14 protein-coding genes are annotated in these 16399 nt (G+C 71.1%); 5 read left to right on the forward strand and 9 right to left on the reverse strand.

What is annotated here, in order from left to right; all coding sequences use genetic code 11:
* Together MKK67_RS17355 and MKK67_RS17360 are read right to left on the reverse strand one after the other, a co-directional pair.
* The coding region (locus MKK67_RS17355; protein WP_243966444.1) for a glycosyltransferase family 4 protein at window positions 1–1055 on the reverse strand (1055 nt) is incomplete at its 3' end.
* A complete protein-coding gene (locus MKK67_RS17360) occupies window positions 1055–2095 on the reverse strand; it encodes a glycosyltransferase family 4 protein (protein WP_313899027.1) in 1041 nt (346 codons plus the stop codon). The genes MKK67_RS17355 and MKK67_RS17360, both read right to left, overlap by 1 nt.
* A gap of 60 nt (window positions 2096–2155) precedes the next feature.
* Here MKK67_RS17360 and MKK67_RS17365 point away from each other — a divergent pair, with 60 nt between their 5' ends.
* The 5 genes from MKK67_RS17365 (at window position 2156) to MKK67_RS17385 (ending at window position 8497) form a co-directional block, all read left to right on the forward strand.
* Window positions 2156–4210, forward strand: coding sequence for an HAD-IIB family hydrolase (locus tag MKK67_RS17365; RefSeq protein WP_243966446.1), 2055 nt, complete (start codon window positions 2156–2158; stop codon window positions 4208–4210).
* Window positions 4200–5102: a glycosyltransferase family 2 protein gene (locus MKK67_RS17370; protein ID WP_243966447.1), complete on the forward strand. Its 903-nt coding sequence runs from the start codon at window positions 4200–4202 to the stop codon at window positions 5100–5102. Before MKK67_RS17365 ends, MKK67_RS17370 begins: the two co-directional genes overlap by 11 nt.
* An 8-nt stretch (window positions 5103–5110) precedes the next feature.
* Entirely contained in the window at window positions 5111–6247 is a 1137-nt protein-coding gene (locus MKK67_RS17375; RefSeq protein WP_243966448.1) for a glycosyltransferase, read from the forward strand.
* 256 nt (window positions 6248–6503) lie between these two features.
* On the forward strand, window positions 6504–7421 hold the full coding sequence (locus MKK67_RS17380; protein ID WP_243966449.1) for a glycosyltransferase family 2 protein: 918 nt from the start codon (window positions 6504–6506) through the stop codon (window positions 7419–7421).
* A complete protein-coding gene (locus MKK67_RS17385) occupies window positions 7418–8497 on the forward strand; it encodes a glycosyltransferase (RefSeq protein ID WP_243966450.1) in 1080 nt (359 codons plus the stop codon). The genes MKK67_RS17380 and MKK67_RS17385 overlap by 4 nt, the downstream gene beginning before the upstream one ends.
* 533 nt (window positions 8498–9030) lie before the next feature.
* Here MKK67_RS17385 and MKK67_RS17390 read toward each other — a convergent pair.
* From MKK67_RS17390 to MKK67_RS17420, 7 genes are all read right to left on the reverse strand, one after another.
* On the reverse strand, window positions 9031–10575 hold the full coding sequence (locus MKK67_RS17390) for an ABC transporter ATP-binding protein (protein WP_409568409.1): 1545 nt from the start codon (window positions 10573–10575) through the stop codon (window positions 9031–9033).
* Window positions 10572–11285 (reverse strand): cysteine hydrolase family protein, encoded by a 714-nt coding sequence (locus tag MKK67_RS17395; protein WP_409568410.1) that lies wholly within the window; start codon window positions 11283–11285, stop codon window positions 10572–10574. Before MKK67_RS17395 ends, MKK67_RS17390 begins: the two co-directional genes overlap by 4 nt.
* Window positions 11282–12310 (reverse strand): formamidase, encoded by a 1029-nt coding sequence (locus tag MKK67_RS17400; RefSeq protein ID WP_243966452.1) that lies wholly within the window; start codon window positions 12308–12310, stop codon window positions 11282–11284. Before MKK67_RS17400 ends, MKK67_RS17395 begins: the two co-directional genes overlap by 4 nt.
* An 11-nt stretch (window positions 12311–12321) precedes the next feature.
* Window positions 12322–13245: an ABC transporter permease gene (locus tag MKK67_RS17405; protein ID WP_243966453.1), complete on the reverse strand. Its 924-nt coding sequence runs from the start codon at window positions 13243–13245 to the stop codon at window positions 12322–12324.
* Between the two features lie 10 nt (window positions 13246–13255).
* Window positions 13256–14413: an ABC transporter permease gene (locus MKK67_RS17410; protein ID WP_409568411.1), complete on the reverse strand. Its 1158-nt coding sequence runs from the start codon at window positions 14411–14413 to the stop codon at window positions 13256–13258.
* 61 nt (window positions 14414–14474) lie between these two features.
* A complete protein-coding gene (locus tag MKK67_RS17415; protein WP_243966454.1) occupies window positions 14475–15587 on the reverse strand; it encodes a BMP family ABC transporter substrate-binding protein in 1113 nt (370 codons plus the stop codon).
* A gap of 452 nt (window positions 15588–16039) precedes the next feature.
* Window positions 16040–16297, reverse strand: coding sequence for a hypothetical protein (locus MKK67_RS17420; RefSeq protein ID WP_243966455.1), 258 nt, complete (start codon window positions 16295–16297; stop codon window positions 16040–16042).
* Window positions 16298–16399 lie beyond the last annotated feature (102 nt).

Below are 16399 nucleotides of genomic sequence, written 5' to 3' on the forward strand. Positions count from 1 at the left end.
CGCAGGAGCGGGCGCAGGGCGTCGGCGAGCGCCGGACCGGTCGCCGCCTGCGCCAGCGGCCCCGCTCCCGGGACGCCCACGAAGGCCCGGGCGCTCGCATCCTCGGCGCAGGCCACCACCGGCCGGCCATAGGCCAGGGCCTCCTGGTAGACCAGGCCGAAGCTCTCGTAGCGCGACGGCGCCAGCACGACCTGCGCGGACTCATAAGCCTCGGCCAGCGCTCGCGAATCGACCCGGCCATGGGCGCGGATGCCGCTTCGGACGGCCTCCGACAGGTCCGCGGGCAGGTCGCCCTGGGGCACGCCGACGAGGTCGAGCGCGAAGGGCGGCAGCGCGCCCCGCGCCTGCTCCCCGGCCAGGATCGCCACCGCGTCGAGCAGGGCGTCAAAACCCTTGCGCGCCTCCGCCCGGCCGACGAACAGCAGGCGCACCGGCCCCGGCCCGTCCGGGTAGGGAGCCGCCCGGGCGGCGGCCGCGATCTCCGGCGGCAGGCTGAGGCCGATCACCGCCTCCGGTTGGCGGCCCGGCAGCCCGTACGCCCCGGCGATCACCTCGGCATGGGCCTGCGTGTTGGCGATCAGCCCGGCGCTGCCCCGGGCCTGCCAGCGCTCCAGGTGATCGGCGGCGGCGCCGTCGAGGCGGTCGCGCAGGCCGGGGCGCCCGTCGCGGGTGAAGGCGGCGGGTGTCGAGTTGCGGGTCACCAGGGGCAGGTCCCGGCGCCCTGTGAGCAGGCAAGCCGGGGCGTACCAGTTCGTCGCCTCGACCACGGCGAACGGCGTCCGGGCATGCTCGGCCAGGACTGCCCTGCGGAAGGCCAGCGGCGCCGCGAGATGGCCGACCGTTCCCCACCGGCGCAGCCGCGCCAGACCACTCACCGGCGGCAAAGCGATACCGACCACGGTGACGCCGCCGAGCCGCTCGCGGCCGGTTCGGTCGAGGGTGAACACCGTCACGTCGGCGCCGACCCCGACGAGGCTCTCGGCGATCTCGCGGGCCGCCGTCGACAGGCCGCTGGGTGCCGGCGGGTAATCCCAGGCGACGAGGGCGGTGCGCATCAGGCGGCGAGGAGGCGGTGGTAGAGGGCGAGGTATTCGCGCGCCATGCGCTCGGCGGTGAAGCGCTCTTCGAAGCGCCTGCGAATGGCCGCGCGGTCCAGGCTCCCGACGCGGCGCAACGCCGCCACCGCCGCGACCTCGGATTCGACGACGAACCCCGTGACGCCATCGTCCACGATCTCCGGCACGGAGCCGCGGTTCCAGGCGACCACCGGTGTGCCGCAGGCCATCGCCTCGATCATCACGAGGCCGAACGGCTCGGGCCAGTCGATTGGGAACAGCAGCGCACGGGCGCTGCCCAGCAGTTCCCCCTTCTGAATGTCATCGACCGGCCCGAGATAGGTCGCGTCGGGCCCGAGCAGCGGACGCACCTGCCGGTCGAAATAGTCCGGGTTGCCGACATCGATCGTGCCGCCCAGCCGAATCGGCATCCCGGCCGCCCGGGCGACGCGGATCGCGGTGTCCGGGCGCTTCTGGTCGGTCATGCGCCCGACGAAGGCGAGATGCGCCTCCGGCTCGGCCTGGAAGGCGTAGCGGTCCCGAGCGATACCGTGATGCACGATCCCGGCCCGGTTGGCGGCCGGGATGCCGGCTTCCTGCGCCGCCGAGATCGCCGCCACCGGCAAGTCTGGGAAGCCGGCAAAGAACAACGCCCGGTCGAGCTCGTCCACCCGCCAATGCACCGTGGTCAGGCTGCGCCGCCGGGCCGCACCGAGCAGCGCCGCGTGGGCGAACTCGCCATGGCAATGCACGATGTCGAACTCGGGCAGCCGCAGCCGCAGCGCCTCCAGTTGCAAGGCATCCAGGGCGGCCGGAACCCCGGCCGCGACGCGCCCGTGGCGCTGCTCGAGAGCCGCGAGACTCGGGTAATCGCCGACGCGCGGTAAGTCTGTCGCACTGTCCGAGGGTGCGAACAGTGTTACTTCCACGCCCAAGCTTCGCAGCGCCGTGCTGAGATCATGCACAACCCGCTCGGTGCCGCCGTGATGGTTTGGGGGAACGGGAAAAATGTTCGGTGCGACCTGGGCTACACGGATCACGGCGCTCTCTTCACATACGTTAATTTTGCGGGAGCGGCTGACAGCTTCAGCAAACGCCTGATGTTCGTCCTGCACGTCGCCCTGCAGGGCTGCCTGCGCGGGCGCGATGTCGTCTACGGCCTCACCGCCGATACCGGCGGCCACATCCGCTACCTGCTGGATCTCGTCGCCGCCTCGGCGCAGGATTTCGGCGTGGCCGAGATCGTCGTGGCGACGCGCTTGTTCCACGGTCCGCCCGGCCCGGATTACGCCGTGCCCGAAGAGCGGATCTCCGACAAGGTCAGGCTGGTGCGGCTCCCGAGCGCGGCGCCGGGCTACCGATCCAAGGAGGCGATGCATGAAGAGGTCGCGCGTTTCGCCGAGAACCTCGTCGCCTGGATCGGCACTCAGACGCGCGCCCCTGACCTGATCCACGCCCATTACGCCGACGCCGCCGCGGTGGCGGCGATCGTCGAGGCGCGGCTCGGGATCCCGTTCGTGTTCACCGCCCACTCGCTCGGGCGGGTCAAGGCGGCGATGCTCGGCGGGGACGCCGCCGAGGCCCCCGACCTAGCGCGCCGGATCGCCACCGAGGAGGCGGCCCTCGCTCAGGCCACCCTGGTCATCGCCTCCTCCCGGGACGAGGCCGAGGTCCAGTATGCCGGCTACGACGCCTACAATCCCGGCCGCGTCCGCGTCGTGCCGCCGGGCAGCGACCTCGCGCGCTTCGCCGCCGCCGAGCCGCATCCCCGGGTCGATGCCCTGATCGACCGCTTCCTGGACGATCCCGCCAAGCCGCCGCTCCTGGCCCTGGCCCGGCCGGTGGCGCGCAAGAACCTCGCGGCCCTGGTCCAGGCCTACGGCGAGAGCCCGGAGCTCCAGGCCCGGGCCAACCTCGTGATCGTGGCCGGAACCCGCGGCGACATCGACGCCCTCGACGGCGACATGGCCGCGACGATGCGCGACCTGCTGGTGCTGATCGACCGCTACGACCTCTACGGCCGCGTGGCCTACCCGAAGACGCACCGGCCCGACGACGTGCCGGCGATCTACGCCTATGCCCGCGCGCGTGGCGGCATCTTCGTCAATCCGGCGCTCAATGAGCCCTTCGGCCTGACCCTGCTGGAGGCGTCGGCGGCCGGCCTGCCACTGGTCGCCACCGACAGCGGCGGCCCCAACGACATCGTCGAGACCTGCGGCAACGGGCTGCTGGTCGATCCCCGCGACCCGGAGGCGATCGCGCGGGCCTGCCTGCGCATCCTGGCCGATCCGGCGCTGCGCGCCCGCTATGTCGCGGGCGGGGCCCGCGCCGCGGCGGCCTACGACTGGGACCGGCACGCCGCGCGCTACCACGCCCTGCTGCGGGCACTGCTCGCCCCGGAGCCGCCCCTCCGGACGCCCTGGCAGCTCCTGGTCTGCGATATCGACAACACCCTGGTCGGCTGCGAGGCGGCGCTCGGCATCTTCCGGCGCTGGCGCAGCCAGCAGGCCGGCCTGGCCTTCGGGGTCGCCACCGGCCGCTCGTTCCACAGCGCCATGGCGGTACTGGAGCAGCAGGCGAGCCCCCGGCCGCAGGTGATGATCACCTCGGTCGGCTCCGAGATCTACCATCTCGACGCCAACGGCGTGACCTACACGGCCGATGCCGCCTGGCGCGCGGCCATCGCGGGCGGCTGGGACCGGGAGGCTTTGCGCGCGGCGCTCGCCGGCATCGACGACCTCCTGCCCCAGGGCCCCCTGGAGCAGCGCCCGTACAAGCTGAGCTATTTCGGCGGGGCCGCCGCCGCCCGCCGGGTGAGCGCGCATCTCGCCGAGGCCGGCCTCGGCGCCCGGGTGATCCACAGCCACGACCGCTACCTCGATGTCCTGCCGCCGGCGGCCTCGAAGGGCACGGCGGTGGACCATGTCCGCGCCCTCTACGGCCTGCCCGAGCGGGCGGTGTTCGTGGCCGGGGATTCCGGCAACGACGTCGAGATGCTGCGCGCCCGGGTGCAGGCGATCATCGTGGCAAACTATTCCGACGACCTCGCCAGCAACGCGGCGCTGCAGCACTCCTACGTCGCCCGGGCCTCGCATGCCCGCGGCATCATCGAGGGCGTGGCGCATTTCCGCCGGATGCTGGCCCATGCCTCCTGACATCCGGCCTCCTGAGCCGCCCTCTGCGAGCGTGCTCACCCTGGTGCGCGGCCGGGCCGGATGCCTGCGCAACCTGATGCGCGGTCTCGCCCGCCAGACCGTGCCGCCGCGCGAGTTGGTGATCGCCTGGATGCAGCCCGAGCCGGCTCCCGGCCTGCCCGATCCCGGCTGCCCGGTGCGCCATCTTCACGTCCCGGGCGAGCCGATGCCGCTCGCCGCCGCGCGCAACCGCGCCGCCGAGGCCGCCGCCGGCGACCTGCTGATCTTCCTCGACGTGGATTGCATCCCGGCTGCCGGCCTGGTCGGCGCCTACGCGGCGGCCGCCTCCGGGGCGGAGGGCCTGTTCCTCGGCGAGGTTCTGTACCTGCCGCCGAAGGCCGGCCCCGATCTCGACGATGCCCGCCTCGACGAGCCGGCCCTCGACCGCCTCGGCCGCCCCCATCCGGCTCGGCCGCCGGTTCCGGAGACGGGCCTGCGCCGGGAGCCCGATCCTGGCCAGCTCTGGGGGCTGTCCTTCGCCCTGCATGCCCAGGCCTGGCGCTCGGTCGGCGGCATGGACGAGGAGTTTGCCGGCTATGGCGGCGAGGAGACGGACTTCGCCGCCCGCCTCGCCGCCACCGGGTTGCCGACCTATTGGGCGGCGGGGGCGCGGGCCTACCATCAGCACCATCCGGTCCATGTGCCGCCGTTGCAGCATTTCACGCCGATCCTGGCCAACGCCGCGCGCTTTCGCGCGCGCCACGGGCGCTGGTGCATGACCTACTGGCTCGACCAGTTCCGCGCCGCCGGGCTGATCGACTGGAACGACGACGCCCCGGCGATCCGCCTGATCCGCCCGCCCACCGCCCCGGAGATCGCCGCGGCGCTTCGGCCCGGCGCCCTGTTCTCGTGAAGCAGACCATGAAGAAGCCGATCGCGTTCTTCGTCCATCACCAGGGCCGGGGCCACGCCAACCGCACCATGGCGGTCGCCGCCGAATTCGCCCGCGATCGCCCGGTCTCTGTGCTGACCGCCGGCCCGCACCTGTTCGACGGCTTCGCCCGCGACATCGAGATCGTGCCGCTGCCCGACATGATCGGCGCCGCCGTGCCGACCCCGCGCCTCTACGCCGAGCCGACCCCGCAGGTGATGCATTGCGTGCCCCTGGGCCTCGCCCCCATGCGCCGGACCATGCGGACCATCCTCGACCATCTCGACGACCGCGCGGTCGGCCTGTTCGTGGTCGACGTCTCGGCCGAGATCGCGCTGCTCGCCCGGATCGCCAGCGTGCCGGCGGTGCAGATCCGGATGCACGGCGACCGCTCCGATATCGGCCATGTCGGCGCCTACGAGGCCTGCGTCGGGATGCTGGCGCCGTTCGATGCCCGGCTGGAGCAGGCCGACTACCCGTCCGCGCTGCGCGCCAAGACCTTCTACAGCGGCGGCCTGTGCACCAGCCTCGACCGCATCCCCGACCGCACGGAGGCGCGGGCGAAGCTCGGCCTCGACCCGCAGCGCGAGATCGTCGTTGCCGTGACCGGCGGCGGCGGCAGCGGCACCCCCTACGCGCCGCTCACCGTGGCGGCCCGCGCCGAGCCCGACGCCCTGTGGCTGACCCTCGGGCCGACCCACCGGGAGGGCCACGAGACCGATTTCGCCAACCTGCGCGAGCTGGGCTGGGTGCCCTCCGTCACCGACTACCTCGCGGCCGCCGACATCGTGATCGCCTCGGCGGGTGACAACACGGTCCACGAGGTCGCCCGGGTCGGCGGCCGCCTGATCGTGATGCCGGAATGGCGCTATTTCGCCGAGCAGACCCGCAAGGCCCAGGCCCTGGTCCGGCTCGGGGCCGCCGTCCAGGCCCCCGCCTGGCCGGGCGACCTCCAGGGCTGGCGCGACCTCCTGGCCCGCGCCCGGGCGCTCGACGGCGCCGAGCTGCGCGGCCTCTACGCCCCGGACGCCGCCCGGCGCGCCGCCGGCTGGCTCGAAGGGCTGACCGACGAACTCTGGCAGGGCGCCGAGGAGCCCGGCACGCCGCGCGTCGCCGCGCCTCCGTGATCGGCGCCCCTCTGGGATCTGCAGCCGACATAGGTTCGAGGCGCAATCGCCTTTGCAGGTCTCGACGCGCCCCCTCTCCCGCACGGGAGAGGGTTGGGGTGAGGGACCAGGTCTTTCCGGAAAACGCGCATCCCTCTCCCTGTCCCTCTCCCGCACGGGAGAGGGGACCGGCGCCCTTCCTGGGCAACGTCAAAGCCCGATCGACGACGAAAACCCGTATCGCCCCCGTACCCATCAGCCGGAGCCCGACCGTCGCATGTCCACCGTTTCCGTCGTGACCCTGGCCAAGGGTCGGCCGGCGCATCTGCGCAACGTGCTGCGCGGCCTGGAGCGCCAGACGCAGGCCCCCGCCGAGTTCATCATCGCATTCATGCAGGACGAGCCCTACGACCTGCCCGAGACGGCGTTCCCGGTCCGCCAGATCCGGGTTCCGGGCCGCGAGCTGCCGCTCGCCGCCGCCCGCAACCGCGGCGTGGACGCGGCCATCGGCGACGGCATCGTCTTCCTCGACGTCGACTGCATCCCGGCCCCCGACCTCGTGGCCGACTATGCGCGCGGGCTCGCCGAACTCGACGGCCTGCTGATGGGCGAGGTTCTGCACCTGCCCGAGCGCGCCACCGCGGGCGCCTGGCGCTACGCCGACCTCGCTGCGAGCGCGGAGCGGCATTCCGACCGCCGCGGCCCCCCGGCCTCCGGCATCGAATTGTGCAACGATTACCGCTGCTTCTGGTCGCTCAACTTCGCGATCCGGCGGGATACCTTCCGGGCGCTGGGCGGCTTCGACGAGCGCTATACCGGCTATGGCGGCGAGGACACCGATTTCGGCAAGATCCTCGACCAGAGCGGCACCCCGATCGCCTGGATCAAGGGCGCGCTGGCCTATCATCAGTACCACCCGCACCACATGCCGCCGATCCACCACCTCGACAGCGTCGTGCGCAACGCCGAGCTGTTCGAGGCCAAGTGGGGCTACCGGACCATGGGCCACTGGCTCTACGCGTTCCGGGTCATGGGCCTGATCGACGACACGCCCGACCGGCCGATCCGGATCCTGCGCCGCCCCGATGCCGACGACCTCGCCCTGACCGGGCAGCAGAGCCACCAGCCCTACACCAACTCCGCCTCCGTCATCCGGTATCTGGAATCCCGGGTCGGCGCGGCGGCGACCGCGTGAGGATCGCGCTCTTCGCCCATATCCGCCACCCGGTCGCGCCGCCCTTCACGGGGGGCATGGAGGCCCATAGCTGGCACCTCGCCGAGGGTCTGACGGCCCGCGGCCACGACGTCGTGCTGTTCGCCTCCGGCGACAGCGATCCGCGCTTCGCGATCGACGCCGTGGTCCCGGTGCATCACGAGCGCGTCTTCCCGGGCCTCGAGCATCGCGGCGATCCGGGGCTGCGGGCCCATGTCGATGCCGGCTACGCGGCGGCCTGCGACCGGATCGCGGCGGGCGGGTTCGACGTGCTGCACAACAACAGCCTGAGCCGGCTGCCCCTGGAGCGCCGGCGGACCGGACAGGTCCCCACCGTCACCTCGCTGCACGTGCCGCCCTACGACGCCCTGCGCGGCTTCGTGCACGCCAGCCCCGCCCCCGGGCACCGGATCACCGTGACCTCGCAGGCCCAGCTCCAGACCTGGTGGCCGGAGGGCGCACCGCCGGAGGTGTCGGTGCTCCACAACGGCGTCGACCCCGCGGCCTGGCCGTTCCGGGACCGGGGCGACGGCAGCGCCGCCTGGTCCGGGCGCCTGGCGGCGATCAAGGGCGCGCACCACGCGATCGCGGCGGCCAGGGTGGCCGGTATCCCGCTGACCCTGTACGGCCCGATCGAGGAGCCCGATTACTGGGCGGATCGGATCGCCCCGCAGCTCGGCGGCCCGATCCGCTACGGCGGCCATCTCGACGGCCGGGCGCTCGCTGCCGCGATCGGCAGCGCCTCCGTGTTCCTGTTCACCCCGTGCTGGGACGAGCCGTTCGGGCTGGTGGCGATCGAGGCGATGGCCTGCGGCCTGCCCATCGCCGGCCTCGCCAACGGCGCCGCGCCAGAGGTGGTCGGCGAGGCCGGATGCCTCGTTCCGGGAGGGGATGAAGCCGATCTGGCCCGGGCGATCGGCGTGGCGCTCGCCATCCCGCGAACGGTCCCGCAGGCCCGGGTCCGGCGCTTGTTCAACCGCGACCTGTGGCTCGACCGTTGCGAGGCGCTCTACGCGCAGGTCCGCGCCGGAACCGCTCCGGCCGCGCGGGTCGGCTGAAGCTGCCCGGATTGCGTTACAACGTACGATCGCTCTTGGGCATCGGGGACGACAGTCGGGATGACGAGGTTGGGCGCGAATCCGTCATGCGTCGCGATCTGAGCGAACGTCCGGTTTCTTGACTTTGCTTCCCGGAAGCGGACTGGCGGAAAGCCACCCGACCCAGCCATTTAGAAGCGCCCATCGACTGAACTGGAACTCGCCGAGAGCGGAATGGCAGCTTCAGCGCAGATCAACCAGAAAAGAAGACTTGATAGTTGGGCCGCGACGAAGCCCGAAGACTGCGCCGGCGGAGATGCCGGCGGGTGCGGTATAGCACTGAGCCTCGGCGGCCGTGTTGGCCGCTCATGAAAAGGCGAGGACGAAGGCGGCGAGCAGGCAGTTCAAAGTAAGCTCCATCGATCCGGTGGGTGACGGCCCGTCGCCGTGATCTGATGCCGTCACGATGGTCCTGTCCCAGCCCCGCCAGAACCCGAAACGAATGGATGGACACGTTCGAGAACATCGAAACGCCGGAAGGCGCTCCTTGCGCCTCAATGGTGCCCGGCCATGTGTCGGCCGATCGTTCCGATCTCGGCCGTCGCGGCCGCCGTCTCGTAGACCAGGCGCCCGTCCGACATCACGACGATCCGGTCCGACAGTTCCAGGATCTCGTCGAGGTCTTCGCTGATCAGGAGGACCGCCGCGCCGGCATTGCGGGCGGCCACGATCCGCGTGCGGATCTCCGACACCGCCGCGAAGTCGAGGCCGAAGCAGGGGTTGACCACGATCAGGAGATCGACCGGGTCGGTCAGCTCGCGTGCAAGCACCGCGCGCTGCACATTGCCGCCTGACAGAGTCGCGATCGGCGCCTCGGAGGAGGCGGTCTTCACCTTGAAGCGCGCGATCAGATCCTTGGCGCGCCGGGTCATCGCCCCCCTGTCGAGCCACAGGGTCGGCGGTCCGGACGGGTCCTCGCCACGCCGGTCGAAGGCGCGGAAGGCGAGATTCTCCGCTACCGACATCCGCGGGGCGCAGGCGTTGCGCAGGGGCTCCTCCGGGATGAAGCGCACGCGCCGCGCCCGGCTCTGCGCGCGCCGGCCGGTATAGGGCTCGCCCGCCACCGCGACGCGCCCGCCGGCTGCGCGGATCTGGCCGCCGAGCACGTCGGCGAGCTCCTTCTGGCCGTTGCCGGAGACGCCCGCGATGCCGACGATCTCCCGCGCCCGGACGCGCAGGTCCGCGATCGCGATGCGGCGCAGGCCCGAGGCGTCGGTGGCGTCGAGCGCCTCGATGCGCAGGATCTCCCGCGCCGCGTCCGGCTCGCCGATCCGGGCCGCGATCGGGCGCACGACCCGCTCCCCGATCATCATCGCCGCCATGTCGTCGCGCGAGAGATCGCCGACCGCGCCGCCGCCCACGAGCCTGCCGCGGCGCAGGACGCTCAGCGAGCGGGCGAAGGTCTCGACCTCCCGGAATTTGTGGCTGATCATCAGCACGGTGAGGGCGCCGCGGTCGGTCATGGCGCGCAGGAGACCCAGCACCTCCTCCGCCTCGTCGGGCGTGAGCACCGAGGTCGGCTCGTCGAGGATCAGGAAACGGGCCTTCAGATAGAGCTGCTTGACGATCTCGAGCTTCTGTTTCTCGCCTGCGGCAAGTTCCGCGACCGGCCGGTCGAGGTTCAGCCGAAACGGCATCCCGGCCATGAAGGCCGAGAGCGCCGCGCGCTCGGCCTTCCAGTCGAGGATCGCCGGCGCGTCGGCGCGGCTGATCACGAGGTTCTCCGCCCCCGTCAGAGACGGCACCAGCGTGAAATGCTGGTAGACCATGCCGAGGCCGCGCGCCTGCGCACCCTTCGGATTGGTGATCTCGGCCTCGCGCCCGTCGACCAGGACGCTGCCGGCGGTCGGCGCGTAGAAGCCCATCACGCATTTGACCAGGGTCGACTTGCCGGCGCCGTTCTCGCCGAGCAGGGCGTGGAAGCCGCCGGCCTCGATCTTCATCGACACGTCGTCGAGTGCCGCGAAGGCGCCGAAGCGCTTCGTCATACCGATCGTCTCGACGCCGATGGCGCCGGGCGTGGTGTCCATCGCGCTCACCCCATGGCCTGGAGGATCGCCGCGGAGGCGGCGACCGCCCCGAAGACGCCGCCCTGCATCGTCACCATCCGCAGCGCCGCCTCGTGGTTGCTGCGATCGGTGGCGGCGGTGCCGTCGGAGACGATCACGCACTCGAAGCCGCGGTCGTTGGCCTCGCGCATCGTGGTGTGGACGCAGACGTCGGTGGTGATGCCGGTCAGGATCAGGTTGCGGATGCCGCGCTGGTTGAGGATCAGTTCCAGGTCGGTCGCACAGAACGAGCCCTTGCCGGGCTTGTCGATGACCGGCTCGCCGGGCAGCGGCGCCAACTCGGCGATGATCTCCCAGCCCGGCTCGCCGCGCACCAGCACCCGGCCGCAAGGGCCGGGATCGCCGATCCCCGCCCCGATCCGGCGCGAGCGCCAGCGCTTGTTGGCGGGCAGGTCCGCGAGGTCCGGGCGGTGGCCCTCGCGCGTGTGGATCACGTGGTAGCCGTGGGCCCGCGCCGCGGCGAGCAGTTCCGCGATCGGGCCGATCGGAGCGCGGGTGAGCGCGAGGTCGTAGCCCATGGCGTCGACATAGCCGCCCGGCCCGCAGAAGTCGGTCTGCATGTCGATGATGACCAGCGCCGTGTTCCCGGAGCGCAGGTCGCCGTCATAGGGCCAGGGGTAGGGCTCGGACGCCACGTAGGTGCCGGCGGCGGTCTCGCTGGCGAGCGGGATCACGCTCACTCCGCCGCCTCCCGCGAAGCCGGCGTCTGCGCCGCGCCGTAGGAGCGGGTCGGCGCCGGGAAACCGCAGCCCGTGCCGTCGACGACCTTCACCGCGTCCTCCCACGGCAGCGCGTACCGGCCCGCGGCGAGGTCGTGCATGTAGGTGTAGGGGCAATCCTGGGCGCCGCCCTTCACGGCCGTGTAGCCGCGATGGCCGAGCTGGTAGATGTTGTTCTCGACTCCCCAGTGAATGCGCGCCTCGCGCACGAGATCGGGCCGTACCTCGGCCGTGATGATCTCGTCGACGCGGCCCGTGGTCCCGTGGGCGATCACCGACCCGTCGAAGTTGCAGATCATGCCTTCGCCCATCGAGTCGAAGGCACCATCCGAGCCGCACATGCAGACGCTGGCGGTGATCATCAGGTTGCAGAAGGCGTTCGACTGGTTGGTGAAGCGCCAGGATTCCCGGATCGGCGCCGTGTAGCCGGCCGTGCGGATCATGATCTCGGCGCCCTTGTAGGCGCATTCGCGCGCCATTTCCGGGAACATGCCGTCGTGGCAGATGATCAGGGCGATCTTGGCGCCCCGGGGACCCTCGATGACCGGGATGCCGATGTCGCCGGGCTCCCACGGCTCGACCGGCACCCACGGATGCATCTTGCGGTAATAGAGCTTCACCGCGCCGGCATCGTCGATGATCAAACCGGAATTGAACGGGCTGCCGTCCGGGTTGGCCTCCATGATGGAGAAGCAGCCCCAGATCCGGTTATCGATGCAGGCCTGCTTGAAGGCCGCGACCTCGGGACCGTCGAGACGGCACAGGATCTCCGGATCGGTGTCCATCGACAGGCCGTGCAGGGCGTATTCGGGGAAGACGACGAGGTCCATCGTCGCGAGGTTGGTCCGCGCCTTGGCGACCATGGCGACGATGCGGTCGGTCTGGGCGGCGAGGTCGGCCTTCGTGGCGATCCGCGGCAGCTGGAGCTGCACGAGACCGATCACGACGCCGTTGGGGGATTTGTTCAGTCCGCCGAGTCCGTTCATGGCGGCGCTCCTCACTTCGACAGGGACAATTCGCCCGGAGCGCCGGCCAGCGCCCGGTCGGGCGAGGAGGTCGCCACGAGGAGGGCGAGGGTGAGCACGTAGGGGGCGGCGTAGAACAGGTAGTAGCCCTGCGAGACGCCAACCGATTGCAGCGCGGGACCGAGCGCCCCCGCACCGCCGAACAGCAGGGCGGCGCCGAAGCAGGCGAGCGGGTTCCAGCGGGCGAAGATCACCAGCGCCACCGCCATCAGGCCCTGACCGGACGAGACGCCCTCGTTCCAGGAGCCCGGATAGTAGAGCGAGAGGTAAGCCCCTCCGATGGCGGCGAGCACGCCGCCGATCCCGGTCGCCAGCAGCCGGACACGGTCGACATCGTAGCCCATGGCGCGGGCCGCGTCCGCGCTGTCGCCGACGACGCGCAGGACCAGTCCGGCCCTCGTGTTGCGCAGGCCCCACCACAGGGCGACGGACAGCGCGGCGCCGGCCAGGAACAGCACGTTGACGCGAAGCGCCGCCTGGACCTGCGGCAAGTCCGACCACGCGCCGAAACCGATCGCCGGCAGCGGTGGGGCCGAGGGCTGGATGAAGGGCTTGCCGAGGAAGAAGGCGAGCCCCGACCCGAACAGCATCAGCGCGATGCCGATCGCGACGTCGTTGACCCGGGGGAACTTGCAAACGAAGCCGTGCAGCAGGCCGAACAGGCCGCCCGCGAGCCCGGCCACCGCGACACCGGCCCAGGGCGAGCCCGTCATCACGGCGGTGGCGTAGGCCGCCATGGCGCCGAAGACGAGCGTCCCCTCCAGTCCGAGGTTGATCCGGCCCGAGCGCTCGGTGATCGTCTCGCCGAGGCTCACGAACAGGAACGGTGTCGAGACGCGGATCGCTCCGCCGATCACCGCAAGCGGCACCGTCCAGAGGCCGAGATCGTCGCTCATTTAGCGATCCTCATGCCGGGACCGGCCCTTGGGGCACCGGCGCGCGCTTCTCGGCCCAGAGATGCGGGTTGAACAGCTTGAACCGGCCGTAGAGCGTCTCGCTCATCAGCACGATCAGGAACAGCAGACCTTCGAGCACGAGCACGGTGGCGTCCGGCAGCTGCATCCGCCGCTGGATCAGCCCGGAGGACGCCTCGATGCCGCCGAGCAGGAACGCCACCGGCACGATCGCGATCGGGTTCTGCCGGGCGAGGAAGGCGACGAGGATGCCGGTGTAGCCGTAGCCTGCGGCGAGGGTGCCGTTGGCGGTGCCCTGGACGGCCACGACCTCGAAGAAGCCCGCCAGCGCCGCGAAGGCGCCCCCCAGCGCGGTGAAGCCGACGATGAGCCGGCCGACCGGCAGGCCCTGGATCTGGGCCGCGCGGACGTTGCCGCCCGCGATCCGGGCGGCGAAGCCCAGCGTCGTGCGGTCCATCAGCCCGTAGGCGATCAGGCAGGCGATCACGCCGCAGCCGAGGCCCCAATGCACGCCGATCACCGGCATCGGCCCGAGCATGAACGCGTCGCCCACGGGCAGGGTCGAGGGCTTGTTGAGGCTGGTCGAGTCGCGCAGCGGCCCCTCGATCAGGTGGTTGGCGAGCGCGATCGCGATGTACGACAGGAGCAGGCTGGAGATCGTGGCGTTCACCCCGCGATAGGCCTGGAGCCAGCCGACCGATCCGATCCAGACGGCGCCGACCAGGGCGGCGGCGCAGGCCATCAGCGGCACCGCCAGCAGGGCGGGCAGCGCGGCCAGCGGCTGTGCCGCCGCGGCGGCGGCGAGGCCCCCCAGCACGATCGCGCCCTCGCCGCCGATTACCACGAGGCCGAGCCGGGCGGGCAAGGCCACGCAGAGCGCGGCGCACAGCAGGGGCGCCGCCCGCTGCAAGCTGTTGCCGAGCGCGAAGGGTGAGCCGAACCCGCCGCGCCAGACGATGTCGACGAGCTGCACCGGCGACTTGCCGAGCGCCGCGAGGAACAGGCCGAACAGGAGGAAGCCGAGCGCCGCGGCTCCGACGGGGATCGCCACGGCCTCCGAACGGCGCGCAAGCCACGCGCGGATTCGGAGGAATGCCGAGGATCGCGAAGGCGCGACGGTCAGGCTCGATGGGGCTGTGTCCGCGACCACGTCTCAGGGCCCTCCGGATGGGTCGGCGCCGAGCGGCCGGCAGAAACCGTGCCAGCGCGGCTCAAACGGAGCCCTTCACCCCGGCGACGAGGTAGTTCGTGCTCTCCAGTTCCGCCGCCTTCTCCGGGTAGGCCTTGCCCGCCGGCAGGACCTCCTTGCCGGCGTTGTCCTTGAGCGGGCCCTTGATGATCGCGTAGCCGCCCTTCAGCATCTCGGCCTTGACCGCGTCGGCGTTCTTGCGGGCCGCTTCGCCGACGCCGGGCCCGTAGGGGCTCATCTTGACGTAGCCGTCGGCGAGGCCGCCGCGCACGAAGTTCTCGGGGGTCTTGCCGGCCTGCATCGCCTCGATGAAGCCCTTGTAGATCGGAAGCCAGTTCCACTCGGCGCCGGTGAGATATTTCTGCGGCGCCAAAGGCGACTGGTCGACGTGATAGCCGCACACGAAAGCGCCGCGGCGCGCGGCGGTCTCGACCACCACCTTCGGGCTGTCGACATGGCAGGTGATGACGTCGGCGCCGCCGTCGATCAGGGCGTTGGTCGCCTCCGCCTCCTTGACCGCGAGCGACCACTCGCCGGTGAAGATCACCTGGCAGGTCATCGCCGGGTCGACGCTCTGTGCGCCGAGCAGGAAGGCGTTGACGTTGTTGAGCACCTGCGGGATCGGCTTGGCCGCCACGAAGCCGATCTTCTTCGACTTCGACGCATGGGCGGCCACGATGCCGTTCAGGTATTGCCCCTGCGCGATGTAGCCGAAGTAGGAGCCGGCGTTCTTGGGATCCTTCTCGGTCCAGAGGCCGCCGCAATGGCGAAACTGGATCTTCGGGTTCTTCTTCGCTTCTGAAAGGAGATAGGGGCTGTAATAGCCGAACGAGGTTGGGAGCAGCAGCGTCGCCCCGTCGAGGTTGATCATGCTCTCCATGGTCTTCTCGACGGCGTTCGTCTCCGGGACGCGCTCTTCCTCGGTGATCTCGACGCCGGGCAGGCCCTTCAACGCCTTCGCGGCCTGGGCATGCGCCTGATTGTATCCGTAATCGTCCTTCGGGCCGACATAGATGACGCCGACGGTCAGGGGGCCGGCCGCACGTGCGCGTGACCCCGTGGCGACGCCGAGCCCGAGGAGGGCGCCCGCGCCGAGAAGACGCCTGCGCGTGAGGGGAAGATCTGCCACAGGCATCCGCTTGCTCACGCCATCCGGTCGATGACGCGAGTCAATCTAGAACTTCGTTAGACAGACGGTGAAGCCGATATTTTCAGCATTCGCCAGGATGATTGCTACTACACAGACGGATACGAACCCGCGCGGACGCACAAGAATCGGTCGGTTCGTGCGCGATCGTGCGCCACGGGTGCGTTGCTGTCGCTAATCCTTGACTCAACCGGGAAGCCTTCATCGGAGGCCTGCCGTCAAGCCGATCGGCGGTCGGGAATAACGAACGCCGCCCAATGCGAGAACGCATTGAGCGGCGTTGAGCTGTCCTGTTTCTGAGCCGACGCGAGGAGCCACCTCTTTTGCAAGGAGGCTTGCGACCGAGCCGCTCACGCGGCGCTCGAGCGAAACCGGGCTTTGCTACCGTGAAGGGATCAGCCGGTGTTCGTGTGCGTCGCGTTGCGCGTCGGCGGGCGCCGTCAGCGCGCGCCGCCCGTGTAGTTCTGATGCGGGCGGCGCAAGGCGCCGGTAACCAGATCGTCCGTGGTCTCGTAGGACCGACCGATGCCGACCGTGCGCCCGCGGTCGTTCAGGAGATTGGGTAGGGCCGCGCGCCCTTCCAGGCCGCCCGGCGCGGTGGTGGCGGGGATTCCGGCGGGGGCGGTGTAGCTCTGCGCGAACGCGGCGGTGGACAGGGTGAGGCCGAGAACGGCTCCGAGAAGGATGCGGGTGGTCATGACTCAGGATCCGATGGCGAAGGTGCTGAGCATGGGCTGCCCGCCTTCTGTAGAGTCAAAATTGTGCAGCGCTGCCGAGAAAAACAACAACGCCTGTCCGCT

This window comes from Methylobacterium sp. J-072, from assembly GCF_022829425.1.
In the GTDB taxonomy this organism is placed as follows: Bacteria; Pseudomonadota; Alphaproteobacteria; order Rhizobiales; family Beijerinckiaceae; genus Methylobacterium.